Here is a 22,687-nt window from a genome sequence, read left to right on the forward strand (position 1 = left end):
GCGACCTCCTCAATTATCCGCCGCGCCCCAGCGGCACAATCATCGGCGTATGCGCCACCGGATCGTCCACAATAACGCAGCGCAAGCCATACACCTGCTCGATCAACGCGGGCGTCACAATCTCCGACGGCTTCCCTTCGGCAACAATCCTGCCGTCACGCATCGCAATCAAATGCGTGGCATAGCGACAAGCGTGATTAAGATCGTGCAGCACCACCACCAGCGTTCGCCCATGCTGTTGATTCAGCTCCTGCATCAATTCCAGCAGCTCAATTTGATGGGTGATATCCAGCCAGGTGGTCGGTTCATCCAGCAGCAGCAGCGGCGTTTCCTGCGCCAGCACCATGGCAATCCACACGCGCTGACGCTGACCGCCCGATAGCGTATCTACCGACTGCTGCGCCAAATCGGCCACGCCGGTGGCGCGCATCGCGTTCTGCACCGCCGCTTCATCTTCCGCACGCCAGCGACCAAACAGCGCCTGATGCGGATAACGTCCGCGCGCCACCAGCTCGGTGACGCTGATGCCCGCTGGCGCATTGGAACTTTGCGGCAGCAAACCCAGACGCCGCGCCACCTCTTTGGTGGGATAGCTGGCAATGGCCGCACCATCCAGCAACACTTCACCTTTTAACGGCGTATGCAAGCGACTCAACGTGCGCAGCAGCGTCGATTTTCCGCAGGCGTTAGGGCCGATAATCACCGTCAGCTCACCTTGCGGAATCGTCACTGACAGATTCTCTGCCACCACCTTTTTGTCATAGCCCAGCGTCAGGCTATCGCCGCGCAGACGTGAAGGGATATCGGTCATTGGCGTCGCGCCTCCCGCACCAGTAAAGCGATCAGATAAAGTCCACCGAGAATGACGGTTATCACGCCAACCGGTAATTGATAAGGCAGGAACAGATGCTGCGCGGCGAAGTCTGCGGCAATCAGCAACAGCGCGCCGCACAGCGCCGCCAGCGGCAAGGCACCTTTAACGCCGCCGCCAAGACGACGGGCAATCTGCGGCGCCAGCAGCGCGACAAACGAAATCGGCCCGACCAGCGCGGTTGACGCCGCCGTGAGCACCACGCCAATCAGCATCAGCCACATGCGGCTGCGCTCCACCGGCACGCCAAGCGCGCAGGCGGTATCGTCGCCCATCTCCAGCAAACGCATCCGCCGCGCCAGCAGCGCCATCAACAGTAACGCCAGCAGCAGCACCGCAATCACCGGCGGCGTTTTTGCCCAGGTAATGCCGTTGAGCGATCCGGCGCTCCACAAGCCCGCACTCAGCGCCGACTCCAGCGAGGCGCTGATAATCAGCCAGGAATTCAACGCCATCAGCAGCGCGCGCACGCTGATGCCGACGATAATCAGCCGGAAGGTCTCTACGCCGTTGCGCCAGGCAAACAGATAGACCAGCGCCGCCGTGGCGATGCCGCCAATCAACGCTGCGCCGGTCATCGCCGTGACGCTTTGATTAAACAGCACCAGCGCCACCAGCACGCCGCTGTAAGCGCCGGTGTTGAAACCGAGAATGTCCGGGCTGCCAAGCGGATTACGCAGCAGCGACTGGAAAATTGCGCCGCTGATGCCTAACGCCGCACCAATCAGCAGCGCCATTAGCACGCGCGGCAAGCGCCATTCCAGCACGATCAGTTTGACGTTGCTGGCGCCCTGCCCGAGCAGAATTTGCCAGATTTGATCACTGCTGATCTGCAATGCACCGCGCGTCATCGCCAGATAAGCCAGCAGAGCGCAGGCGCACAGCAGCCACAGCGTATGTAACCCGACACGACGCGTCATAGTGCACCCCGGCCCAATTTACGGCGCACCAGCACAATCAGCATGGGCGCACCGAGCATCGCCGTGACGATGGAAACCCGCAGCTCACCCGCCACCAGCAGGCGGCCAAGGATATCGGCGGCGAGCAGCAAAATCGGCGTGATCAGCGCCGTCGCAGGCAGCATCCAGCGGTGATCGCTGCCCACCAGCCAGCGGGCAAAGTGCGGCGTCATCAAACCGACAAACGCAATCGGGCCCACCGCCGCCGTGGCTGCGCCGCACAGCAGCGCAATCGCCAGCAGGCCCAGCAGTTGGGTGCGCGCCACCCGCGTACCGAGCGCGGTCGCCATGTCGCCACCCATACTCAAACTGTTCAGCGCCTGCGATAGCGCAATGGCCACCACGCTGCCGATCAGCACCGCCGGGAACAGCGTGCGCAGCGTGGTGAAATTGCGAATATCCAGCGAGCCGCTGTGCCAGAAGCGCAGATGATCGTAGATGTCGGGATTGAGCAGCGACAGGCCAGAGGTTAATCCTTCCAGCACCGCGCCCAGCGCCACGCCGGCCAGCGTCAGACGCACCGGATTGACACGCCCGCCGCCAATCGCGCCGGTCATCGCCACCAGCACGGACGCCAGCAGCGCGCCGCCAAAGGCGAAGCCGAGCCAATCCACCGGCGAGTCAGCACCGAACAGCGCAATGCCAATTACCACCGCGAAACCTGCTCCGGCGTTGACGCCAAGAATGCCGGGATCGGCCAGCGGATTGCGCGTCAGGCTCTGCATCAACGCACCAGCGAGGCCGAGCGCCACGCCCGCCAGCAAACCGGCCAGCGTACGCGGCAGACGCGCGTCACGCACGATGACGCACTCCGCGCTGTGACAGGAGGTGGTAAGCGAATGATAAACATCGGGAAGCGGTATTGATTTTGCCCCCAGCATTAAGCTGAGTGCAATGAGGAGCAAGAGCAGAATCCCTGAGCCTGCTAATGCACGAATCTGGCGCATAGCGTTCTAAACCTTCACTGTTCAACGTCGTCGCATGCGCGATGTAACTTGATAATGGTTATCGTTATTACTCGCGTTTAGCTATGTTACCATGACTCGCCTCGCGGACGATGAGGAAAATTGGTGCAATAAGGCGAACACATGAACAAATCTTCCCACTTTATCGATCTCTCGCTGCTGAAAACTCACCCGGCTTTTCGCGCGGTGTTTATCGCGCGTTTTATCTCGATTGTCGCGCTCGGCATGCTCGCTGTGGCGGTGCCGGTGCAGATTCAGCACATGACCCATTCACCGCTGCTGGTGGGCTTGGCGGTGACGCTGGCCGCTGCCGGCATGTTTATCGGCCTGCTCACCGGCGGCGTTTTGGCGGATCGCCATGAACGCAAAAAGCTGATTTTGTTTGCCCGATCCACCTGCGGCTTAGGTTTTATCGCGCTGGCCATTAACGCCGCGCTGCCAGAACCCTCTCTGATCGCGGTTTATCTGCTGGGTTTCTGGGATGGTTTTTTCGGCGCGATTGGCGTCACCGCGCTGCTGGCGGCGACGCCCGCGCTGGTCGGTAGGGAAAACATTATGCAGGCGGGCGCTATCACCATGTTGACGGTGCGCTTCGGCTCCATTTTATCGCCCGCGATTGCTGGTCTGGTGATTGCTCACGGCGGCGTGACGTGGAACTACGCACTCGCTGCCTTTGGCACCTTACTTACCGTGTTAACGCTGCTGAAATTGCCCACTTTGCCGCCGCCGCCACAACCGCGTGAACATCCGCTGAAATCCCTCGCCGCTGGCGTGCAGTTTCTTTTCGCCAGCCCGATTGTCGGCATGGTGGCGCTGATTGGCGCATTAGTCACGCTGGCCAGCGCGGTGCGCGTGCTCTATCCGTCGCTCGCGCCGCATTGGTCAGTGAGCGCTGACCAGCTTGGCCTGATGTATGCCGCCGTGCCGCTCGGCGCAGCTATCGGCGCGTTCACCAGCGGTAAACTGAAACACGCCGCGCGTCCCGGACAGCTGGTGCTCGGCAGTGCGATTGCAGCGTTTGTCGCGTTGGGTTTGTTTAGCCTGATGCCGAACCTGCCGCTGGCGTTAGGCTGTTTAGTCGCTTTCGGTTACTTCAGCGCCATCAACAGCCTGGTGCAGTACGCGATGATTCAGGCATTAACGCCAGATCATCTGTTAGGCCGCATCAACGGCTTGTGGACCGCGCAGAACGTGACCGGCGATGCGATTGGTGCGGCGGTGATTGGTGCGATGGGTTCATGGTTGCTGCCACCGCAGGCCGCCGCGGTATTTGGCTTTACGGCGGCGCTGCTCGGCATCGTGATGTGGTGGGTTATGGGCCGTTTACGTCGTTACCATCCGCCAGCACCGGAGCTGACGGAACAGGCATCATGATTTAACGAACAGCTTCTCCAGGCGCGCCAGCAGATTGCTGGCGCTGTAGTAATCAAGACGGAAGGAATCGACGCCCAGCTCGTAAACCTGCTTGCCCTGCACCGCCGCGTTTTGTGCAAGGAACGGATTGTTCAACACCGATTGCGTGGTTTTATCGTCAGCGGCGAACAGCAGGAAGGTTTTACCGGTCAGGCCGCTGGCAACGTTTTCGCCCGACAGCTGAATGATGTCTTTGCGCTGTCCCATGCTGTGTCCCTGCTCAACCGTCGCCGGTGGCGTTGCCAGGGTGAAGCCAAGTTGTTCCAGCAGCTTGCCCTGCGCCGAAGCCGCGGTCCACACATTGACTGCGCGTCCGCCGCCGTTCCACACCATGGCGGAGACTGGCTGCGGTGGCAGCGTGATGGCTTTTTTCAGCGCCGCTTCACGATCGTCGAAAGCTTTAATACGTTGCGCCGCCTGCGCTTCATGCCCGGTCGCCTGGCCTAACTGCGTGACGACATCCTGCCAGCTTTTGTCGTCGTAATTGACCACCAGCGTCGGTGCAATAGCCGAAAACTGTTCGGCGAGCTTGATGGCAGAATCGTTGCCGGTGGCGCTGACGATAATCAGGTCCGGCGCTTGCGCGGCAACCGCTTCGGCATTCGGTTCACCGATGTACAGGCGTTGAAGATGTTGCTTTTTAGCAACGTCGCTCCACTGGCGGAAGAAACCCTGATCGTCGGCCAGGCGACTGTTCGGCGCAGTCGCGCCGGAAGCAATCACCGGCGCATCAATGGCCAGCAGCGATCCGGTCAGCGTGACGCTGGTCGAGACAATGCGCTGCGGCGCGTGATTGAGCGTGATCGATCCGTTGGCACCCTGAACGGTACGCGGCCAACCCTGTTCGGCATGAGCGACGCTAGTGAAAATCTGGAAAACACCTATAAGGGCTGCAATGCCCCAAAAACCGCATTTATTCATAAGTTTTGGTCCACTTTTTAGCATATTGCCCTGCTGAGCGTCAGCGCCTGATTACGGCTAAACGCAGCTGAAATCCCGCGAATGGATTGACACTTTTGCCCAATCGACGTAGGTTACAGGCCCATAATAAAAATGATAATCATTCTTAATAATCTTATCATTTATAGGTGAAAATTATGGTGGAATCTTCCACGTTTGAAAATGCCTGGCTGAAGGATTATTCCGCGCTAAGCCGTGGTTTCCTCTTTACCTCGCCGTGGCGTAGTTTGGCAACGCAAGGATGCTATACCACCGTTACCGCGCCGGTAGATGACGCCGCGTCGCTGGACGGTGATTTCCAACAACAGTTACGTCAGCATTTTGCCGCGGCGAAAAAACAGGGCATCGACAATCCGATTCTGGTCGGGGCGATCCCGTTTGACGTTAGCCAGCCCGCCGCGCTGTTTATTCCTGAATCCTATCAGACGTTTAATCGCGCTGACCTGCAAAACGCGTTGCCGGAAAACGTCAGCGATCTGCCGCAGGTGCGACGTCGCACCGCAGTGCCGGATCACGATGTGTTTACCACGATGGTGGCAGATGCGGTGGCGGCCACGCAGCGCGGCGATCTGGATAAAGTGGTGCTGTCGCGTCTGATGGATATCGTTACCGAACAGCCGGTTGATACCGCAGCGCTGATGCAGCGCGTGATTGCGCAGAACCCCAATAGCTACCATTTCCATCTGCCGCTGCCGCAAGGCGGTGCGCTGATTGGTGCCAGTCCGGAGCTGATGCTGCGCAAACAGGGGCGCGATTTTAGCTCTTGTCCGCTGGCGGGCTCAGCGCGCCGCAATCACGACGATGCCCAGCAGGATCGTGCCGCTGGCGATACGCTTATGGATTCCGGCAAAGATCGTCATGAGCACAAACTGGTGACCGACGCGATGCGCGACACCTTGCAGCCGCGCAGCCGTTTGCTGTCGGTGCCGACCATTCCGTCGCTGATTACCACCGCCACGCTGTGGCATCTCGCCACGCAAATCGACGGCGAAGTGCAGGATGAGCGCGAAAATGCGCTGTCGCTGGCCTGCCTGCTGCACCCGACGCCTGCGTTGAGCGGTTTCCCCCATCAGCGCGCGCAGCAGCTTATTCAGCAGCTGGAACCTTTTGATCGCCAACTATTTGGCGGCATCGTCGGCTGGTGCGATAGCCAGGGCAATGGCGAATGGGTGGTCACCATCCGCTGCGGCACCGTGCATGGCACGCGGGTGCGCCTGTTTGCCGGTGCGGGCATCGTGGCCGACTCACAACCCGAATCAGAATGGCGTGAAACCGGCGTGAAGCTGGACACCATGTTGCGCGCCTTTGGACTGCAATAAAGGAAAGAACATGAGCATTCCCTATACTCGCTGGCCGGACGACCTGGCTGCGCGCTATCGCGAAAAAGGTTACTGGCTGGATGTGCCGATGACCGACATTCTGGCGCGTCATCAGCATAATGATGCCATCGCGGTGATTGATGGCGATCGCCAGATCAGCTATCGCGAAATGGACGTGCTGAGCAGCAACCTGGCCGCCGCGCTGCAGCGTCGTGGCCTGCAAAATGGCGATACTGCGCTGGTGCAGCTTGGCAACGTGGCCGATTTTTATGTCACGGTATTTGCGCTGTTTAAGCTCGGCGTAGCGTCAGTATTTGCGCTGTTCAGCCATCAGCGCACCGAACTAAGCGCCTATGCGGCGCAGATCGAACCTAAACTGCTGATTGCCGATCGCACTCACGCGCTGTTTGCTGATGATAGCTTTATCAACGCGCTGTGCGCCGCGCAGCCTTCGCTGCAGCAGGTGATTCTGCGTAATGACAACCAGCCGGAAAACACGCTGGAAGCGCTGATGGCGGAAGTCGCGGGTGATTACGTCGCCACACCAACCGCCGCTGATGAAGTGGCGTTTTTCCAGCTCTCCGGCGGCAGCACCGGCACGCCGAAGCTGATTCCGCGCACCCACAACGACTATTACTACAGCATTCGCGCCAGTGATGAGATTTGTCAGGTGACCGCCGATACGCGTTATCTCATCGCCCTGCCCGCGCCGCATAACTTTGCCATGAGCTCCCCGGGTTCGCTCGGTGTGTTTTATGCCGGTGGTCAGGTGATTCTGGCTGCCGATCCCAGCGCCACGCTCTGCTTCCCGCTGATTGAGAAGCATCAGGTCACCGATACCGGTTTGGTGCCGCCGGCGGTGAGTTTGTGGCTACAGGCGATTCAGGAATGGGGCAGTAATAAACAGCTGGCTTCGCTGCAACGCATTCAGGTGGGCGGCGCCAAGCTGGGCGAAACCCTTGCGGCACGTATTCAGCGTGAAATTGGCTGTCAGCTGCAGCAGGTTTTCGGCATGGCCGAAGGTCTGGTGAACTACACGCGCTTTGGCGACGATGAGAACATCATTCTCACCACGCAAGGCCGCCCGATCTCTGAAGATGACGAAGTGTGGGTCGCTGACGAGCACGGCAACGCGCTGCCCACCGGCACCATCGGTCGCCTGATGACGCGCGGCCCCTACACCTTCCGTGGCTACTACAAGAGCCCGGAACATAACGCCGCCAGCTTCGACGCCAACGGGTTTTACTGTTCGGGCGATCTGATTGAGATCGACGCGCAGGGCTACATCACCGTGCAAGGGCGCGAAAAGGATCAGATCAATCGCGGTGGCGAGAAGATCGCCGCGGAAGAGATCGAAAACCTGCTGCAACGCCATCCGGATGTGATCCACGCCGCGCTGGTGTCGATGAACGACGAATTGATGGGTGAAAAGAGCTGCGCCTTTATCGTTGCCAGCCAACCGATCAAAGCAGTGGCGTTGCGTCGTCACCTGCGAGAACTGGGCGTGGCCGAGTTCAAATTACCTGACCGTATTACCTGCGTCGATGCCCTGCCGCTGACGCCTGTCGGCAAGGTGGATAAAAAACGTTTACGCCAACAGCTTGCCGACCAACAAGCGCAAGCCTGACCTGTTCCGGAGATTGTAATGGCTATTCCAAAACTGAACTCTTACGCGCTGCCCGCAGCGACTGAACTGCCAACCAACAAAGTAAAGTGGGCGGTCGAGCCTCAGCGTGCCGCGCTGCTGATTCACGATATGCAGGCTTACTTCCTCAATTTCTGGGGCGAAAACAGTCCGCTGGTTAATCAGGTGGTGGAAAACATCGCTCGCCTGCGCGCTTACTGCAAAGCGCAGGGCATTCCGGTGTTCTATACCGCTCAGCCGAACGAGCAGAGCGATGCCGATCGCGCGCTGCTTAACGACATGTGGGGACCGGGCCTGAACAAACATCCGGATCAGCAGAAGATCGTTGATGCGCTGGCACCGGATCAGGACGATCAGGTACTGACCAAATGGCGTTACAGCGCCTTCGTGCGCTCACCGCTGGAATCAATCCTGCAGGAGATGGGCCGCGATCAGCTGATCATCACCGGTGTGTACGCGCACATCGGTTGCCTGACCACCGCGACTGACGCATTTATGCGTAATATCCAGCCGTTCATGGTGGCGGATGCGCTGGCCGACTTCACGCGCGAAGAGCACATGATGGCACTGACTTACACCGCAGGCCGCAGCGGTAAAGTGGTGATGACCGCCGATCTGATGCCACTGCCGTTGAGCAAAGACGATCTGCGTGCGCTGATTCTGCCGCTGCTGGAAGATGACGATGTGCCTGCAGATGACGAGAACCTGATCGATTACGGTCTGGATTCAGTACGCGTGATGGCGCTGGCGGCGCGCTGGCGTCAGGTGCACAGCGACATCGATTTCGTCAGCCTGGCAAAAAATCCGACCATCGATGGCTGGTGGGCGCTGTTATCACGGGTGCCAGCAAAATGAGTGCGACTTTCGATTTCTGTGGAAAAATCGTCTGGGTAACCGGCGCAGGCAAAGGGATTGGTTATCACACCGCGCTGAGCTTCCATCAGGCGGGCGCGCAGGTTATCGGCTTCGATTTGCGTTTCGATCAGGCCAACTATCCCTTCGCCACGCAGGTGCTGGATGTGGCGAATGCTGCCGAGGTGAAGGCGGTTTGTCAGCGTTTGCTGGCAGATCAGCCACGTCTCGATGTGCTGGTGAACGGTGCCGGCATCCTGCGTATTGGCAGCACCGATGAACTGTCGTTCGACGATTGGCAGGCGTGTCTGGCGGTGAATGCTGGCGGCGCGTTCAACCTGTTCCAGCAAACCTTGCCGGTGTTTCGCCAGCAGCGTGCGGGTGCGATTGTGACTATCGCCTCTAATGCGGCGCATGCGCCGCGCCTTGGTATGTCCGCTTATGGCGCTTCCAAAGCGGCGTTGCGCAGCTTGTGTCTGACCGTGGGTTTAGAGATGGCGCCTTACGGCGTGCGCTGCAATATCGTTTCTCCGGGTTCCACCGATACCGATATGCAACGCAGCCTGTGGCATACGCCAGAAGCCGAGCAGGAGATGATCAATGGTTTCCCGGATCAGTACAAGCTGGGGATCCCGCTGCGTAAGATCGCTAAACCGCAGGAGATCGTTGCTAACGTGATGTTCCTCGCGTCGGATCTTGCCAGCCACGTGGTGCTGCAGGATATTGTGGTCGACGGTGGCGCAACGCTGGGATCCTAAGTTATGGCAATCTGGAAACGTTCGGTCGATGTTGAAACGTTGAATAAGATGGGTGAAAACTCGCTGGTGGCACACGTTGGCATTGTGTTTACCACCATCGGTGAAGATTATCTCGAAGCCACCATGCCGGTGGATGCCCGCACGCATCAGCCGTTTGGCCTGCTGCACGGCGGCGCTTCTGTGGTGCTGGCGGAGTCGATGGGATCGATCGCCGGTTATCTCAGCATCGAAGAAGGTAAAAGCGTGGTGGGGATTGAGGTGAGCGCCAGCCACCATCGTGCAGTGAGCAGCGGTGAAGTGCGCGGTATCTGCCGCCCGCTGCACTTGGGCGCCCGCAATCAGAGCTGGCAGATTGAGATTCGCAATGCCCGCGACCAACTGTGCTGCACGTCGAGATTAACGGTGGCGGTGTTGGGTTAAGAGATAAAAAAAGCGGCCTTCTGGCCGCTTTTTTTGTGCGATTAACGCTGGTAAATGATTTCGACGCCTTCGTCGTCTTCTTCGTCCCAGTCGTCATCCCAATCGTCGTCTTCTTCCACTTCCTGCGCCGTTTCCATGGCTTCACGATGATAATCATCCCACATGAAGGCCACTTTCTCTGGCTCTTTAGTTTCTTCTTCGGCTTCTTTTGGATTTTCGATGATAAAGCTCATCACATCCCAGCAAAGATCTTTCACGCCATCATGGCTAGCCGCAGAGATTAGGTAATATTTTTCTTCCCAGCCTAATGCTTCCACTACCGCTTTGGCACGGCTTTCCGCTTCTTCGCGGCTCAGCAGGTCACATTTGTTGAATACTAACCAGCGCGGCTTCTGGAACAGTTTATCGCTGTATTTCTCCAGTTCGCCGAGAATGATGCGGGCATTTTCTACCGGATCAGATTCATCGATAGGGGCAAGATCGATCAGGTGCAACAGCACGCGGCAGCGCTCAAGGTGCTTCAGGAAGCGAATACCCAGACCTGCGCCATCCGCTGCGCCTTCAATCAGGCCCGGAATGTCGGCGACAACAAAGCTCTTTTCATTGTCCATACGCACCACGCCAAGGCTTGGCACCAGCGTAGTGAACGGATAATCCGCGACCTTGGGTTTCGCTGCGGATACCGAGCGAATAAAGGTCGATTTACCGGCATTCGGCAGACCCAACATACCAACGTCAGCCAGCAGCATCAGTTCCAGTTGCAGATCACGCTTCTCGCCCGGTGTTCCCATGGTTTTTTGACGCGGGGAACGGTTAACTGAGGATTTAAAGCGCGTGTTACCAAGGCCATGCCAGCCGCCTTTCGCCACCATCAGCTTCTGCTCATGACGCGTCATGTCGCCCAGCGTTTCGCCGGTACCCTGGTCAATTACGCGGGTACCAACGGGCACTTTAACGATAATGTCTTTACCACGTTTACCGGTGCAATCACGGCTTTGGCCATTCTGGCCACGTTCGGCACGGAAAGACTTTTCAAAGCGATAATCGATCAGGGTGTTGAGGTTTTCATCCGCCAACAGATATACGTCGCCGCCGTCACCGCCGTCGCCGCCATCCGGGCCGCCTCTTGGAATATATTTTTCACGGCGGAAGCTTACGCAACCGTTGCCGCCATCACCCGCGACCGCAAGGATCGTCGCTTCATCTACAAACTTCATTTTATTTCTCCGTCACGCTGTCGTTCACGGCAGCTTGCAGGCCGCAAACGGGTCCGCCAGGGTCTTCTGCGCTGACCGACGGCGGATAATACAAGATTGGCAAAGCCAAGAGTACATAAATTGTACAACAACTGTGCTAAAGCGTAACTGTTATCCAGCAACCTCAGTAGCAGAATGTAAAAAGCCCCGCAAAGCTGCGGGGCCTTTCATTCGTGTATTCAGACGTTAAACGTCTGCAGCACGACAACCTTACTCAGCAACGATGCTGATGTATTTACGGTTGTTCGGGCCTTTAACCTCGAATTTTACTTTGCCGTCTGCGGTTGCAAACAGGGTGTGGTCACGACCACAACCTACGTTGCTACCTGCGTGGAATTTGGTGCCACGCTGACGAACGATGATGCTACCTGCCAGAACAGATTCGCCACCGAAACGTTTTACACCCAGACGTTTTGCGTTGGAGTCGCGACCGTTACGGGTCGAGCCACCAGCCTTCTTATGTGCCATTTGTCAGATCTCCTCTTACGCGCCGATCACAGTGATTTTCACATCTGTGAACCACTGACGGTGACCAGCTTGCTTACGGTAGTGTTTACGACGACGAAACTTAACGATCTTAATTTTCTCGCCACGACCGTGAGCAACAACTTCTGCCTTGATCACACCGCCTGAAACCAGTGGCGCGCCGATTTTCACGTCTTCGCCATTTGCGATCATCAGAACCTGGTCAAACTCAATGGTTTCACCGGTTGCGATGTCCAGCTTTTCCAGGCGAACGGTCTGACCTTCGCTTACTCGGTGTTGTTTACCACCACTTTGGAAAACCGCGTACATATAAAACTCCGCTTCTGCGCGTGCCTTTCTTGTTCATCAGGCGGCGCGATAAATATTCACAATAGGGCGCGAATTCTACGCAATACTCCAGCAGAAGACAAGAGCACTTTGCACTCTCTTGCAGAAAAAAAGCGCAAGGCGAATGCAAACGTTTCGCAACCCGATTTTTCAAGTACAATCAGTAACAGATTACCTGAACTCACGCTGTTTAAAGCGCTTACCATGCAAAAAACGAGTAAAGCTGAAAAGACGAATGAACTTAGAACAGATTAATGAATTAACCGCGCAGGACATGGCGGCCGTCAACCAGACCATCCTCGAGCAGCTGAATTCAGAAGTCTCACTGATTAACCAGTTGGGCTATTACATTATCAGCGGCGGGGGCAAACGCATCCGCCCGATGATCGCTGTGCTGTCGGCACGCGCGCTGAATTATCAGGGATCGTTGCACATCACCAATGCGGCGCTGATCGAATTTATCCATACGGCGACGCTGCTGCATGATGATGTGGTGGATGAATCCGATATGCGCCGTGGCAAAGCCACCGCGAACGCCGCGTTTGGTAATGCGGCTAGCGTGCTGGTGGGCGATTTTATCTATACGCGCTCTTTCCAGATGATGACTAGCATGGGATCCTTGAAGATCCTTGCGCTGATGTCGGAAGCGGTCAACGTGATCGCCGAAGGAGAAGTGCTGCAGTTAATGAACTGCAACGATCCCGATATCACGGAAGAGAGTTACATGCGGGTGATCTACAGCAAAACCGCCCGCCTGTTCGAAGCTGCCTCGCAAGCGTCGGCGATTTTAGCTGAGGCGACGCCCGCGCAGGAAAAGGCGTTACAGGATTATGGTCGCTACCTTGGCACCGCTTTCCAGTTAATTGATGATTTGCTGGATTACAGCGCAGATGGTGAAACGCTGGGCAAAAATACCGGTGATGACCTGAGCGAAGGTAAACCGACGCTGCCGCTGCTGCACGCGATGCACAACGGAACGCCTGAGCAGGCGCAAATGATCCGTAAAGCCATTGAAGAAGGTAACGGTCGTCACCTGCTGGAACCGGTGCTGGCAGCAATGCAGCAGACTGGCTCGCTGGAGTGGACGCGCAAACGCGCTGAAGAAGAAGCGGATAAAGCCATCGCAGCACTTCAGGTGTTACCCGAAAGCCCTTGGCGCAGCGCACTCGAAGCGCTGGCTCATATGTCAGTACAGCGCGACTTCTGATTTCAACGGGGCCTTCTCTGGCTCCGTTTCCTTCCTCACTCTTCTCCTTTTTACTTACATCTCTTGCATCGCTTTTGCGAAAAGCGACGCAGTTTCGTGCGTCGGCCAAACATTTACTGGAAAATTACTGGAAACATTTGCTATAAAAATGCGGATTTTTTCCAGATCTCTCTGCGACGGGAAAGCTTTTTTCAGCGGAGATGAAGTAATAACACGGACATGGAGAAGAAAGTTATGTACCCAAGGAAAGCGGATTGGCACCCGGCAGATATCATTGCTGCATTACGTAAGAAAGGCACGTCACTGGCAGCGCTGTCCCGCGAATCAGGGCTTAGCTCCTCAACACTGGCCAATGCACTGTCGCGTCCCTGGCCCAAAGGGGAGTGGCTAATCGCCAATGCGATCAAGGTTCATCCGGCCGATATATGGCCGAGCCGTTATTATGATCCTGTTACCGGCATGCTGATGGATCGAAAGCAGCGCATACGAACGCCGAAGGATCGTAAAAAGATCTGACTGTAATACCAATGAAAAAAAACCAGCCGCGTTGCCGTGACTGGTTTTTTTGATCTACGAAGCAGAAATTATTCGCCGCTTACGCGCTCGATATCTGCACCCATCGCTTTCAACTTATCTTCGATGTGCTCGTAGCCACGGTCGATGTGATAGATACGATCCACTATCGTGGTGCCTTCCGCGATACAACCCGCCAGCACCAGACTCGCTGATGCACGCAGATCGGTGGCCATCACCTGCGCGCCCGACAAGGTTTCTACGCCATGACAAATCGCTGTATTGCTCTCAATTTCCGCGTGCGCGCCCATACGAATCAGCTCAGGGATATGCATAAAGCGGTTTTCGAAGATGGTTTCGGTAATCACACCGGTTCCTTCTGCCACCAGGTTCAACAGTGTGAACTGCGCCTGCATGTCAGTAGGGAAGCCAGGATGCGGCGCGGTACGGATATTCACCGCTTTTGGACGCTTACCGTGCATATCCAGGCTGATCCAATCTTCGCCCACTTCGATCTCTGCACCAGCCTCACGCAATTTAGACAGCACGGCATCCAGCGTATCTGGCTTCGTGTTGTGGCAAACAACTTTGCCCCGTGAAATGGCTGCTGCGACCAGAAAAGTACCGGTTTCGATACGATCTGGCAGCACGCGATAAACGCCGCCGCCCAGACGCTCAACACCTTCAATGGTGATTTTGTCTGTGCCCGCGCCGGTGATTTTCGCACCCAGCGTGTTCAGGAAGTTTGCCGTATCGACAATCTCCGGCTCACGCGCGGCGTTCTCAATGATGGTGATGCCGGTGGCCAGCGTGGCCGCGCTCATGATGGTAACGGTAGCGCCGACAGACACTTTATCCATCACGATATGCGCGCCCTTCAGACGGCCATTGACAGAAGCTTTAACGTAGCCCTCTTCCAGCTTAATTTCCGCACCCAGCTGTTCCAGGCCAGTAATGTGCAGATCGACCGGGCGTGCACCGATAGCGCAGCCGCCCGGCAGTGAAACCTGGCCCTGACCAAAACGCGCCACCAGCGGACCCAGCGCCCAAATCGAAGCACGCATGGTTTTCACTAAATCGTATGGCGCACTGAAAACATTAACTTCGCGAGCATCAACGTGGACCGAACCATTGCGCTCAACGCGCGCACCCAGCAGATTCAGCAGCTTCATGGTGGTATCGATATCACGCAGCTTCGGTACGTTCTGAATCTCTACCGGCTCTTCAGCCAGCAGCGCAGCAAACAGAATCGGCAACGCAGCATTCTTCGCCCCGGAAATGGTCACTTCACCACTTAAACGGGTGGGGCCTTGCACACGAAATTTGTCCATTAACACCGCTCTCAATTATCTATCAATAAAACAACCGGTGAGGCACTTAGAAACCGTTGAGTTTACGGTCGCGCGCCCACTCGGCTGGGGTATAAGTTTTGATGGAAACCGCATGAATACGGTTATCCGCAATATATTCCATCAGCGGCGCGTACACAGCCTGCTGCTTCTTCACGCGGCTCAGTTCGCCGAACATTTCGCCCACCGCGATGACCTGAAAATGGCTGCCATCGTTGCTGAGTACGTGTACTTCTTCTAATGCCAGCGCCTGCATCAGCACGGCCTGAACTTCACTATTTTCCATCGCTCGTTACTTCGCTTAATAATAATAAGGCAGACATCTTAGAGGAAAGCGCCTGACTCTTAAATACGCAAAAGCCCCTGAAAAAATCAGGGGCTTAGCATCGACATCATTCGATCAGGCGATTTTTTCCGCAGAAACAATAATCTGCTGCAGGTTATACAGCGTGATCAGTGACTGGAGTTTATCGGAGATCCCAGAGAAAAGTGGTGCGCTGCCTTGAGCACGCGCAATTTCACGCAGATGCACCAATAGCGCTAAACCCGCTGAATCCACCCTTTCCAGCCCGGCGACATCAATGGTGGTGATATCAGCCACCGCAGTGTCACGTTCCTGCCACAAAGTCAGCAAAGTATCACGATCTAATTTGCCGCTTAAGGCCAGCGTGCTGGCAGTGCGCTGCCAGCGTAACGGTTCACTCATTATTGCTTTTTATCCAGGGTGATCGGCTGTGCGGCATAGGTTTTCAGCTGAGCCGTCAAGCCATCAATGCCTTTGGTACGCAGCAGATCGCCCCACTCATTCTGTTTCGTGGTGATCATGCTGATGCCTTCGGCCACCATATCATACGCCTGCCAGTTGCCAGTTTGGCTGTTCTTACGCCACTGGAAATCGAGACGCACAGGCGGACGCCCATTAGGATCGATGATGGTGACGCGAATCGCCACGATATTGGCATCGCCAATCGGCTGCTCCGGCTGAATCTGGTAGGTTTGACCGTTGTAGAGCGCCAGCGCCTGGCCGTAAGCCTGCGCCAGATAATCGCCGAACGCGGCAAAGTAGGCATCACGTTGCGCCGGTGTCGCATCGCGATAATAGCGACCAAGAACCAACGCACCGGCATATTTTACCTGCACGTACGGCATCAGTTCCTGACGTACCACTTCACGCAGATAGTTCGGATCCTGCTTAATCTTCGGCTGTTCGTTTTTCAAACGGGTAAAGGTCTTGTCCGCCGCTTCGTTCATCAGCTTGTAAGGATTAGTTTGATCCGCTGCAGCGTTGGCTGCCAGCGGTGCGATTGCCAACACGGCAATCATCAGTAAACGTTTAAACATCATGTTTTACCTCGTAGGTTATTCCGTTGTTGCTGGTGCTGCTGGTGCGCTCTCCGCACCCTGTGATTTATCGTCAGATTTGTTATCGCCGCTTTTATAGAGGAATTGACCGATCAGGTCTTCCAGCACCAGCGCCGACTTGGTGTCACGCAGCGTGCCGCCATCTTTCAGCATAGAAGAGCCAAGCTCGGGATCGTCAAAACCTAAATTCAGCGCCAGGAACTGCTCACCGAGCAGGCCTTGAGTGCGGATGGCTAATGAGCTGGTGTCGGGAATCTTATCAGCGTATTTATCGCTAATATCCATGGTCACACGCGGTGAGAGGGTTTTCTCATCCAGCGCAATATCTGACACCCGGCCAATCAACACGCCGCCAATTTTCACCGGAGAACTGACTTTTAGTCCGCCGATATTATCGAAGGTGGCATACATCTTCCACGTTGGTTCGGTGCCGATAGTTTTGAGATCGGCAACGCGCAGGCCGAGGAATAACAGCGCCAGCAGCGCAGCCAGCATGAAGACGCCAACCCAGATTTCGTTTTTCTTGCTTTGCATTGCATCAATTCCCAAACATCAGTGCTGTCAGCACAAAATCTAAACCGAGTACCGCCAGTGAAGCGTGCACCACGGTACGCGTTGTCGCACGGCTGATCCCTTCCGAGGTCGGGATGGCATCATAACCATTAAACAGCGCAATCCAGGTTACCGTGACGGCAAAGACTGCGCTTTTGATCATGCAGTTAACGACATCAGTGCGGAAATCTACCGCGTTCTGCATCGCCGACCAGAAGAAACCGGGATCGATCCCTTTCCAGCTCACGCCAACCAGCGCGCCACCGGCAATACCAACGGCGGTAAAGATCAACGCCAGCAACGGCATGCTGATAAATCCGGCCCAGAAGCGCGGTGAGACCACGCGTCGTAGCGGATCGACGGCCATCATCTCCATGCTGGAGAGCTGTTCGGTGGCTTTCATCAGCCCGATTTCAGCGGTTAACGCTGAACCCGCACGGCCTGCAAACAGCAACGCCGTGACGACCGGACCGAGCTCACGCAGCAGCGAGAGCGCCACCAGCATGCCAAGGCTGGTTTCCGCATTGTAAGTGGTGAGCACCAGATAGCCTTGCAGCCCCAGCACCATGCCAATAAACAAGCCAGATACCACGATGATCAGTAACGATAACACGCCCACGCTATATAGCTGTTTCACCAGCAGCGGCGCATGGCGACGAAACGCCGGCTTACCGACTAACGCATGAAATAACATGAGGCCTGCGCGGCCAAAAGCGGCACAGGTATTGATTCCCTGACGTCCAAATGACGCTAGCGCCTGTAACAACATCAGTTTACGTTCTCCCTGAGCGGGTCAAGTCGCTGAGATAATCGCCAGCGGCAAAGCGGAAAGGCACCGGACCATCCGCATGACCCTCGATAAACTGGCGCACACGCGGATCGGGATTTTCCCGCAGTTCCGGCGCGCTACCCTGAGCAATGATTTTTTGTCCGGCAACAATATAGGCATGATCGGCAATGCTCAAGACCTCAGGCACATCGTGTGAAACCACGATGCAGGTCAGGCCCAGAGCATGATTCAGTTCATCAATTAACTTCACCAGCACGCCCATGGTAATTGGATCCTGGCCGACAAAAGGCTCATCAAACATGATCAATTCGGGTTCCAGCGCGATAGCACGCGCCAGCGCCGCACGGCGTGCCATACCGCCAGAGAGTTCGGCAGGCATTAGTTTAGCGGCTCCACGCAAACCCACCGCTTCCAGCTTCATCAATACGGTGCTGTGCAACAGCTCTGGCGGCAGCTGCGTATGTTCACGCAACGGCCAGGCAACGTTTTCATACACGTTGAGATCGGTAAACAGCGCGCCGGACTGAAACAGCATGCTCATTTTTTTACGCGCTTCGTACAATTTGGTGCGGGAAAGCGTCGGGATATTTTGATCGCGGAACCAAATCTCGCCTTTATCGGGCTGTAATTGCCCACCGATCAGACGCAATAATGTGGTTTTGCCAATTCCGGACGGGCCCATAATCGCGGTGACTTTACCGGCAGGTACCGTTAACGAGATGTCGTCGAAGATAGTACGATCTCCGCGCGTGAAACTGACGCCACGAACCTCAACCAGATTCGTTTGCTGCTGGATCATCTTTACCTCTTTATGCGGATCGGGCGCTATCAAAGCTGTGGATGGTAGCCTGGTAGCCTCGAATGCACGATAGTTTTACAGAAACTTACCCACTTAGTGTGGCGAAAACGGCCTTAAAATTTACTTTTGCCTCTCAGACAGTCAAAATCAGCGCCTGTTAGTGCGTGCAGAATGTTTTTACCCGTCGGACAAGGTTCGCCGACACCTCCATCCATCAAGGATTTTTAATGTTCGTAGCCTCTGCCTTGCTGTTTATCGGATTGATTTTACTGGTTTACGGTGCCGACCGTTTGGTATTTAGCGCCGCGATCCTCTGTCGATCCTTTGGCATCCCACCGCTGATCATTGGTATGACGGTGGTAAGCATTGGCACATCATTACCGGAATTGATCGTCTCGTTTTCGGCCGCACAGCATGGGCAGATGGATTTAGCGGTTGGCACCGCGTTGGGCTCGAACATCACCAATATTCTATTAATTCTGGGCGGCGCGGCACTGCTCCACCCATTGACAGTACACTCCAATCTGATCCGGCGCGAATTGCCATTAATGCTGCTAGTCTCACTGCTCAGCGGCATCATGCTGTTTGATAACTATTTAAGTCGACTCGACGGCATCGCGTTACTGCTGATTGCATTGGGTTATCTGCTGGTGGTGATTCGCATTGCTCGCCATGCTGAACGCGATAACAACGACACGCTAACCCGCGAACAGCTGGCGGAGCTGCCGCGCGATGAGGCAGGCAACACCGTGGCCTTTCTGTGGCTGGCGGTTGCACTGATTATTTTGCCGATGTCGACGCGTATGGTGATCGACAACGCTACCGTCTTTGCCGACTACTTTGGTGTGAGCGAACTGGTGATGGGCCTGACGCTAATCGCCGTCGGCACCAGCTTGCCCGAACTGGCCACCGTGGTGGCTGGCGCGCTGAAAGGTGAGGACGATATCGCGATCGGTAACCTGATCGGCGCCAATATTTTCAATCTGGCGATTGTTCTCGGCCTGCCGGCGCTGGTTCATCCCGGCAGCGTTGATGCGCATGCCTTCGCACGTGATTACTGGGTGATGCTGGCAGTGAGCGTACTGTTCGCCTTGCTCTGCCTGCTGCGCAAACGCCGTATTGGTCGTATCGCAGGCACACTATTATTAGGTGGTTTTATCGCGTGGGTGCTGTGGCTATGGCTGAGCCCCATGCTTATCACAAGCTATTAAGGACGGACTGACCATGTCACATCAGCAACCGGATTTCGATTTTCAGCAAGCAGGCAAAGCGGTGCTGCGCATCGAACGCGAAGGGCTGGAGCAGCTTGATCAATATATCAATGATGATTTCGATCGCGCCTGCGCGATGATCTTTGCCTGCCGCGGCAAAGTGGTGGTGATGGGCATGGGCAAATCCGGGCATATCGGTAAAAAAATGGCCGCGACTTTTGCCAGCACCGGTACACCTTCGTTCTTTGTGCATCCCGGCGAAGCCAGCCACGGCGATCTCGGCATGGTCAGCACCAATGATGTGGTGATCGCGATTTCTAACAGCGGTGAATCCGGAGAAATTCTTGCGTTGGTGCCGGTGTTAAAGCGCCAGAAAGTGCAGCTGATTTGTATCACCGGCCGTCCTGAGAGCGCGATGGGCCGCGCTGCAGATGTGCATCTGTGCGTGAAAGTGCCGCAGGAGGCTTGTCCGCTCGGCTTGGCACCGACCACCAGCACCACCGCGACTTTAGTGATGGGCGATGCGCTGGCCGTGGCGTTGCTGGAAGCGCGCGGATTTACCCAGGAAGATTTTGCGCTGTCGCATCCCGGCGGTGCGCTGGGCCGCAAACTGCTGCTACACGTTAGCGATATCATGCACAGCGGCGATGAGATCCCGCACGTAAGCCGTGATGCGTCGATGCGGGATGCGCTGCTGGAAATTACCCGTAAGAATCTCGGTTTGACGGTCATCGTCGATGACCTAATGAAAATCGAAGGCATCTTCACCGATGGTGACTTGCGTCGCGTGTTTGATATGGGCATCGATTTCCAGAAAGCCACCATTCAGGAAGTGATGACCAGCGGCGGCATTCGCGTGCGCCCCAATATGCTGGCCGTTGACGCCCTTAATTTGATGCAAAACAAAAACATCACCGCCCTGCTGGTGGCCGATGACGATCGCCTGCTCGGTGTGGTACATATGCATGACATGCTGCGCGCTGGCGTGGTCTAACAGGAAGAAATAATGAGTGCTGAAACGGCGATGGTCGAGACTTGCTACGGTCCGGTGAGCGCGGACGTCATGGCGCGTGCTGCGAAGATTCGCCTGCTGATTTGTGACGTTGATGGCGTGATGTCCGATGGCGTCATTTATATGGGCAACAGCGGTGAAGAGCTGAAAGCTTTTAACGTGCGTGATGGTTATGGCGTGCGTTGCCTGCTGACCTCCGGCGTCGAAGTGGCTATTATTACCGGCCGCAAAGCAAAACTGCTGGAAGATCGCTGTAAGACGCTCGGCATTACGCATCTTTACCAGGGACAATCGGATAAGCTTTTGGCCTGGCGGGAACTCCTGGATAAACTGTCATTAACGGCCGATCAGGTCGCCTACATTGGCGATGACCTGATCGACTGGCCGGTAATGGCGCAGGCGGGTTTGAGCGTTGCCGTTGCTGATGCTCACCCGATTTTACTGCCGCGCGCGCATTATGTGACCCGCATTGCTGGTGGCCGCGGTGCGGTACGTGAGTTGTGCGATCTGATTTTGATGGCGCAGAACAAATTTGAGGATGCCAAAGGGCAATCAATATGAGTAAGAGCAGGCGTTGGATGACGCTGATCCTGGCCTTGATCGCCTTAGTGCTGATCGGCTGGAATCTCACCAACCAGGATGACGACAGAACGCCGGTGGCAACCAACGATCAAGCGCCAACCTACACCAGCGAGAAATCGAACACGGTGGTGTATAACCCCACAGGCGCGCTGGGCTATAAGCTGGTCTCCGATAAAGTGACCTACTTTGCTGCCGATGAGATAAGTTGGTTCGATAATCCGGTGATGACCACCTATGACGTAAATAAAGTGGCGACATGGTCGGTACGCGCCGATAAGGCAAAGCTGACCAAAGATCGTATGCTTTATCTTTACGGCAACGTTGTTGTCAATTCTTTGACTCAGGATTCACAGCTTGAGCGCATCCTTACCGATAACGCTCAGGTTAATTTGGTCACCCAGGATGTGACATCTGACGATCAAGTCACCCTTTTTGGCCGCAGTTTTAATTCCACTGGCATGAAAATGCGCGGCAATTTACGGACGAAACATGCTGAGCTGCTTGAAAAGGTCAAAACTTCCTATGAAATTCAAAATGAACAAAAATAGCCTTAAGTTATTGCTGGTGAGTACGCTGCTGGCAACGAGCCTGCCTGCGCTGGCATTAACCGGTGACTCAGACAAACCGGTAAATATCGACTCCGTTAACCAGGCGCTGGATCTGCAGGGCAACGTTGCGACCTTTACCGGCAACGTAATTGTGACGCAGGGTTCCATCAAGATTACCGCCGATAAAGTGGTGGTCACTCGTCCGGGCGGCGATAGCAAAAAAACCATTGTTGATGCTTACGGCACGCCAGCCACCTTCTATCAGATGCAGGATAACGGTAAGCCGGTGCAAGGCCACGCCAGTAAACTGCACTATGAATTGGCGAACGATTTTGTTGAGCTGACCGGCAATGCCTTCATTCAGCAGCAGGACAGCAACATCAAAGGCGACCGCATCACTTACCTGGTGAAAGAGCAGAAGATGCAGGCGTTCAGCCAGGGCGACAGCAAGCGCGTGACTACCGTTTTGGTACCGTCGCAGCTGCAGGACAAAAACGGTTCGTCCGCGAGCCCTAAAAAGAGTAACTGATT

Annotated in this window: 27 protein-coding genes; 13 read left to right on the forward strand and 14 right to left on the reverse strand. The window is 55.8% G+C overall.

The genetic code is table 11. The features are described 5' to 3' along the window. Window positions 1-13 precede the first annotated feature (13 nt). Genes K5Y30_RS12515 through fepD form a run of 3 tightly spaced genes read right to left on the reverse strand, consistent with a single transcriptional unit; the run spans window position 14 to window position 2,777 of the window. Window positions 14-811 carry an ATP-binding cassette domain-containing protein gene (locus K5Y30_RS12515; RefSeq protein WP_110868073.1) on the reverse strand — a complete coding sequence of 266 codons (798 nt, stop codon included), beginning with the start codon at window positions 809-811 and terminating at the stop codon, window positions 14-16. Then, on the reverse strand, window positions 808-1,791 hold the full coding sequence (fepG, locus tag K5Y30_RS12520; protein ID WP_101762263.1) for an iron-enterobactin ABC transporter permease: 984 nt from the start codon (window positions 1,789-1,791) through the stop codon (window positions 808-810). Before fepG ends, K5Y30_RS12515 begins: the two co-directional genes overlap by 4 nt. Then, entirely contained in the window at window positions 1,788-2,777 is a 990-nt protein-coding gene (fepD, locus tag K5Y30_RS12525) for a Fe(3+)-siderophore ABC transporter permease (RefSeq protein ID WP_222185136.1), read from the reverse strand. The genes fepG and fepD overlap by 4 nt, the downstream gene beginning before the upstream one ends. 141 nt (window positions 2,778-2,918) lie before the next feature. Between fepD and entS the strand changes: the two genes are divergently transcribed. After that, window positions 2,919-4,169: an enterobactin transporter EntS gene (entS, locus tag K5Y30_RS12530; protein WP_222185134.1), complete on the forward strand. Its 1,251-nt coding sequence runs from the start codon at window positions 2,919-2,921 to the stop codon at window positions 4,167-4,169. Here the strand turns inward: entS and fepB are convergent. After that, a complete protein-coding gene (fepB, locus tag K5Y30_RS12535; protein ID WP_110868075.1) occupies window positions 4,164-5,129 on the reverse strand; it encodes a Fe2+-enterobactin ABC transporter substrate-binding protein in 966 nt (321 codons plus the stop codon). The two genes, entS and fepB, sit on opposite strands and share 6 nt — an antisense overlap. Window positions 5,130-5,305: 176 nt before the next feature. On the opposite strand from fepB, the gene K5Y30_RS12540 reads away from it, so the two are divergent. From K5Y30_RS12540 to K5Y30_RS12560, 5 genes are read left to right on the forward strand one after another with little or no spacing between them, the layout of a single operon-like run. Then, on the forward strand, window positions 5,306-6,487 hold the full coding sequence (locus K5Y30_RS12540; protein ID WP_137385051.1) for an isochorismate synthase: 1,182 nt from the start codon (window positions 5,306-5,308) through the stop codon (window positions 6,485-6,487). A 10-nt stretch (window positions 6,488-6,497) separates the two neighbouring features. After that, complete coding sequence (locus tag K5Y30_RS12545) at window positions 6,498-8,114, forward strand: (2,3-dihydroxybenzoyl)adenylate synthase (protein ID WP_222211632.1); 1,617 nt, start codon at window positions 6,498-6,500, stop codon at window positions 8,112-8,114. 18 nt (window positions 8,115-8,132) lie between these two features. Beyond that, window positions 8,133-8,987, forward strand: coding sequence for an isochorismatase (locus tag K5Y30_RS12550; protein WP_222211634.1), 855 nt, complete (start codon window positions 8,133-8,135; stop codon window positions 8,985-8,987). Next, window positions 8,984-9,742 (forward strand): 2,3-dihydro-2,3-dihydroxybenzoate dehydrogenase, encoded by a 759-nt coding sequence (gene dhbA, locus K5Y30_RS12555; RefSeq protein WP_222211636.1) that lies wholly within the window; start codon window positions 8,984-8,986, stop codon window positions 9,740-9,742. The genes K5Y30_RS12550 and dhbA overlap by 4 nt, the downstream gene beginning before the upstream one ends. A gap of 3 nt (window positions 9,743-9,745) precedes the next feature. Further along, window positions 9,746-10,162 carry a hotdog fold thioesterase gene (locus K5Y30_RS12560; RefSeq protein ID WP_101762270.1) on the forward strand — a complete coding sequence of 139 codons (417 nt, stop codon included), beginning with the start codon at window positions 9,746-9,748 and terminating at the stop codon, window positions 10,160-10,162. Window positions 10,163-10,203: 41 nt separating this feature from the next. Here K5Y30_RS12560 and cgtA read toward each other — a convergent pair whose 3' ends face one another. From cgtA to rplU, 3 genes are all read right to left on the reverse strand, one after another. After that, complete coding sequence (gene cgtA, locus K5Y30_RS12565) at window positions 10,204-11,379, reverse strand: Obg family GTPase CgtA (protein ID WP_101762271.1); 1,176 nt, start codon at window positions 11,377-11,379, stop codon at window positions 10,204-10,206. Window positions 11,380-11,628: 249 nt separating this feature from the next. Continuing rightward, the gene (gene rpmA, locus K5Y30_RS12570; protein ID WP_009092448.1) at window positions 11,629-11,886 is read right to left on the reverse strand and encodes a 50S ribosomal protein L27; all 258 of its coding nucleotides are present in this window, start codon (window positions 11,884-11,886) and stop codon (window positions 11,629-11,631) included. Between the two features lie 15 nt (window positions 11,887-11,901). After that, window positions 11,902-12,213 carry a 50S ribosomal protein L21 gene (rplU, locus tag K5Y30_RS12575; RefSeq protein WP_007886644.1) on the reverse strand — a complete coding sequence of 104 codons (312 nt, stop codon included), beginning with the start codon at window positions 12,211-12,213 and terminating at the stop codon, window positions 11,902-11,904. A gap of 253 nt (window positions 12,214-12,466) precedes the next feature. On the opposite strand from rplU, the gene ispB reads away from it, so the two are divergent. Both ispB and K5Y30_RS12585 read left to right on the forward strand, forming a co-directional pair. After that, on the forward strand, window positions 12,467-13,438 hold the full coding sequence (gene ispB, locus K5Y30_RS12580; RefSeq protein WP_222211638.1) for an octaprenyl diphosphate synthase: 972 nt from the start codon (window positions 12,467-12,469) through the stop codon (window positions 13,436-13,438). A gap of 234 nt (window positions 13,439-13,672) precedes the next feature. Then, window positions 13,673-13,954, forward strand: a complete 282-nt coding sequence (locus K5Y30_RS12585; RefSeq protein ID WP_222185311.1) for a helix-turn-helix transcriptional regulator — start codon at window positions 13,673-13,675, stop codon at window positions 13,952-13,954. 68 nt (window positions 13,955-14,022) lie between these two features. Here the strand turns inward: K5Y30_RS12585 and murA are convergent, their stop codons facing one another. The 7 genes from murA to mlaF form a co-directional block, all read right to left on the reverse strand. Beyond that, the gene (murA, locus tag K5Y30_RS12590) at window positions 14,023-15,282 is read right to left on the reverse strand and encodes a UDP-N-acetylglucosamine 1-carboxyvinyltransferase (RefSeq protein WP_222185114.1); all 1,260 of its coding nucleotides are present in this window, start codon (window positions 15,280-15,282) and stop codon (window positions 14,023-14,025) included. Window positions 15,283-15,328: 46 nt separating this feature from the next. Then, window positions 15,329-15,586, reverse strand: a complete 258-nt coding sequence (ibaG, locus tag K5Y30_RS12595) for a BolA family iron metabolism protein IbaG (protein ID WP_008104351.1) — start codon at window positions 15,584-15,586, stop codon at window positions 15,329-15,331. 114 nt (window positions 15,587-15,700) lie between these two features. Beyond that, window positions 15,701-16,006 (reverse strand): lipid asymmetry maintenance protein MlaB, encoded by a 306-nt coding sequence (mlaB, locus tag K5Y30_RS12600; RefSeq protein WP_008104353.1) that lies wholly within the window; start codon window positions 16,004-16,006, stop codon window positions 15,701-15,703. After that, window positions 16,006-16,641 carry a phospholipid-binding protein MlaC gene (gene mlaC / locus K5Y30_RS12605; RefSeq protein WP_222185310.1) on the reverse strand — a complete coding sequence of 212 codons (636 nt, stop codon included), beginning with the start codon at window positions 16,639-16,641 and terminating at the stop codon, window positions 16,006-16,008. The genes mlaB and mlaC overlap by 1 nt, the downstream gene beginning before the upstream one ends. A gap of 18 nt (window positions 16,642-16,659) precedes the next feature. Continuing rightward, entirely contained in the window at window positions 16,660-17,196 is a 537-nt protein-coding gene (mlaD, locus tag K5Y30_RS12610) for an outer membrane lipid asymmetry maintenance protein MlaD (RefSeq protein ID WP_176970166.1), read from the reverse strand. Between the two features lie 4 nt (window positions 17,197-17,200). Continuing rightward, window positions 17,201-17,983 carry a lipid asymmetry maintenance ABC transporter permease subunit MlaE gene (gene mlaE, locus K5Y30_RS12615; RefSeq protein ID WP_007886633.1) on the reverse strand — a complete coding sequence of 261 codons (783 nt, stop codon included), beginning with the start codon at window positions 17,981-17,983 and terminating at the stop codon, window positions 17,201-17,203. 4 nt (window positions 17,984-17,987) lie between these two features. After that, a complete protein-coding gene (gene mlaF / locus K5Y30_RS12620; protein WP_008104360.1) occupies window positions 17,988-18,803 on the reverse strand; it encodes a phospholipid ABC transporter ATP-binding protein MlaF in 816 nt (271 codons plus the stop codon). A gap of 227 nt (window positions 18,804-19,030) precedes the next feature. Between mlaF and K5Y30_RS12625 the strand changes: the two genes are divergently transcribed. From K5Y30_RS12625 to lptA, 5 genes are read left to right on the forward strand one after another with little or no spacing between them, the layout of a single operon-like run. Beyond that, window positions 19,031-20,014: a calcium/sodium antiporter gene (locus tag K5Y30_RS12625; protein ID WP_222211640.1), complete on the forward strand. Its 984-nt coding sequence runs from the start codon at window positions 19,031-19,033 to the stop codon at window positions 20,012-20,014. A 13-nt stretch (window positions 20,015-20,027) separates the two neighbouring features. Then, window positions 20,028-21,008: an arabinose-5-phosphate isomerase KdsD gene (gene kdsD / locus K5Y30_RS12630; RefSeq protein ID WP_110868082.1), complete on the forward strand. Its 981-nt coding sequence runs from the start codon at window positions 20,028-20,030 to the stop codon at window positions 21,006-21,008. Window positions 21,009-21,020: 12 nt separating this feature from the next. Continuing rightward, window positions 21,021-21,587, forward strand: a complete 567-nt coding sequence (gene kdsC / locus K5Y30_RS12635; RefSeq protein ID WP_101762280.1) for a 3-deoxy-manno-octulosonate-8-phosphatase KdsC — start codon at window positions 21,021-21,023, stop codon at window positions 21,585-21,587. Then, on the forward strand, window positions 21,584-22,156 hold the full coding sequence (gene lptC, locus K5Y30_RS12640) for an LPS export ABC transporter periplasmic protein LptC (RefSeq protein WP_101762281.1): 573 nt from the start codon (window positions 21,584-21,586) through the stop codon (window positions 22,154-22,156). Before kdsC ends, lptC begins: the two co-directional genes overlap by 4 nt. Next, a complete protein-coding gene (gene lptA, locus K5Y30_RS12645) occupies window positions 22,131-22,685 on the forward strand; it encodes a lipopolysaccharide ABC transporter substrate-binding protein LptA (RefSeq protein WP_036648348.1) in 555 nt (184 codons plus the stop codon). Before lptC ends, lptA begins: the two co-directional genes overlap by 26 nt. Window positions 22,686-22,687 lie beyond the last annotated feature (2 nt).

This window comes from Pantoea sp. DY-5, assembly GCF_019795955.1.
Taxonomy (GTDB): Bacteria; Pseudomonadota; Gammaproteobacteria; order Enterobacterales; family Enterobacteriaceae; genus Pantoea; species Pantoea leporis.

Excerpts from the sequence above, each read along its gene's own strand:
- K5Y30_RS12515 (WP_110868073.1), bottom strand. The coding sequence starts at position 811 with ATGACCGATATCCCTTCACGTCTGCGCGGCGATAGCCTGACGCTGGGC.
- fepG (WP_101762263.1), bottom strand. The coding sequence starts at position 1,791 with ATGACGCGTCGTGTCGGGTTACATACGCTGTGGCTGCTGTGCGCCTGC.
- fepD (WP_222185136.1), bottom strand. The coding sequence starts at position 2,777 with ATGCGCCAGATTCGTGCATTAGCAGGCTCAGGGATTCTGCTCTTGCTC.
- entS (WP_222185134.1), top strand. The coding sequence starts at position 2,919 with ATGAACAAATCTTCCCACTTTATCGATCTCTCGCTGCTGAAAACTCAC.
- fepB (WP_110868075.1), bottom strand. The coding sequence starts at position 5,129 with ATGAATAAATGCGGTTTTTGGGGCATTGCAGCCCTTATAGGTGTTTTC.
- K5Y30_RS12540 (WP_137385051.1), top strand. The coding sequence starts at position 5,306 with ATGGTGGAATCTTCCACGTTTGAAAATGCCTGGCTGAAGGATTATTCC.
- K5Y30_RS12545 (WP_222211632.1), top strand. The coding sequence starts at position 6,498 with ATGAGCATTCCCTATACTCGCTGGCCGGACGACCTGGCTGCGCGCTAT.
- K5Y30_RS12550 (WP_222211634.1), top strand. The coding sequence starts at position 8,133 with ATGGCTATTCCAAAACTGAACTCTTACGCGCTGCCCGCAGCGACTGAA.
- dhbA (WP_222211636.1), top strand. The coding sequence starts at position 8,984 with ATGAGTGCGACTTTCGATTTCTGTGGAAAAATCGTCTGGGTAACCGGC.
- K5Y30_RS12560 (WP_101762270.1), top strand. The coding sequence starts at position 9,746 with ATGGCAATCTGGAAACGTTCGGTCGATGTTGAAACGTTGAATAAGATG.
- cgtA (WP_101762271.1), bottom strand. The coding sequence starts at position 11,379 with ATGAAGTTTGTAGATGAAGCGACGATCCTTGCGGTCGCGGGTGATGGC.
- rpmA (WP_009092448.1), bottom strand. The coding sequence starts at position 11,886 with ATGGCACATAAGAAGGCTGGTGGCTCGACCCGTAACGGTCGCGACTCC.
- rplU (WP_007886644.1), bottom strand. The coding sequence starts at position 12,213 with ATGTACGCGGTTTTCCAAAGTGGTGGTAAACAACACCGAGTAAGCGAA.
- ispB (WP_222211638.1), top strand. The coding sequence starts at position 12,467 with ATGAACTTAGAACAGATTAATGAATTAACCGCGCAGGACATGGCGGCC.
- K5Y30_RS12585 (WP_222185311.1), top strand. The coding sequence starts at position 13,673 with ATGTACCCAAGGAAAGCGGATTGGCACCCGGCAGATATCATTGCTGCA.
- murA (WP_222185114.1), bottom strand. The coding sequence starts at position 15,282 with ATGGACAAATTTCGTGTGCAAGGCCCCACCCGTTTAAGTGGTGAAGTG.
- ibaG (WP_008104351.1), bottom strand. The coding sequence starts at position 15,586 with ATGGAAAATAGTGAAGTTCAGGCCGTGCTGATGCAGGCGCTGGCATTA.
- mlaB (WP_008104353.1), bottom strand. The coding sequence starts at position 16,006 with ATGAGTGAACCGTTACGCTGGCAGCGCACTGCCAGCACGCTGGCCTTA.
- mlaC (WP_222185310.1), bottom strand. The coding sequence starts at position 16,641 with ATGTTTAAACGTTTACTGATGATTGCCGTGTTGGCAATCGCACCGCTG.
- mlaD (WP_176970166.1), bottom strand. The coding sequence starts at position 17,196 with ATGCAAAGCAAGAAAAACGAAATCTGGGTTGGCGTCTTCATGCTGGCT.
- mlaE (WP_007886633.1), bottom strand. The coding sequence starts at position 17,983 with ATGTTGTTACAGGCGCTAGCGTCATTTGGACGTCAGGGAATCAATACC.
- mlaF (WP_008104360.1), bottom strand. The coding sequence starts at position 18,803 with ATGATCCAGCAGCAAACGAATCTGGTTGAGGTTCGTGGCGTCAGTTTC.
- K5Y30_RS12625 (WP_222211640.1), top strand. The coding sequence starts at position 19,031 with ATGTTCGTAGCCTCTGCCTTGCTGTTTATCGGATTGATTTTACTGGTT.
- kdsD (WP_110868082.1), top strand. The coding sequence starts at position 20,028 with ATGTCACATCAGCAACCGGATTTCGATTTTCAGCAAGCAGGCAAAGCG.
- kdsC (WP_101762280.1), top strand. The coding sequence starts at position 21,021 with ATGAGTGCTGAAACGGCGATGGTCGAGACTTGCTACGGTCCGGTGAGC.
- lptC (WP_101762281.1), top strand. The coding sequence starts at position 21,584 with ATGAGTAAGAGCAGGCGTTGGATGACGCTGATCCTGGCCTTGATCGCC.
- lptA (WP_036648348.1), top strand. The coding sequence starts at position 22,131 with ATGAAATTCAAAATGAACAAAAATAGCCTTAAGTTATTGCTGGTGAGT.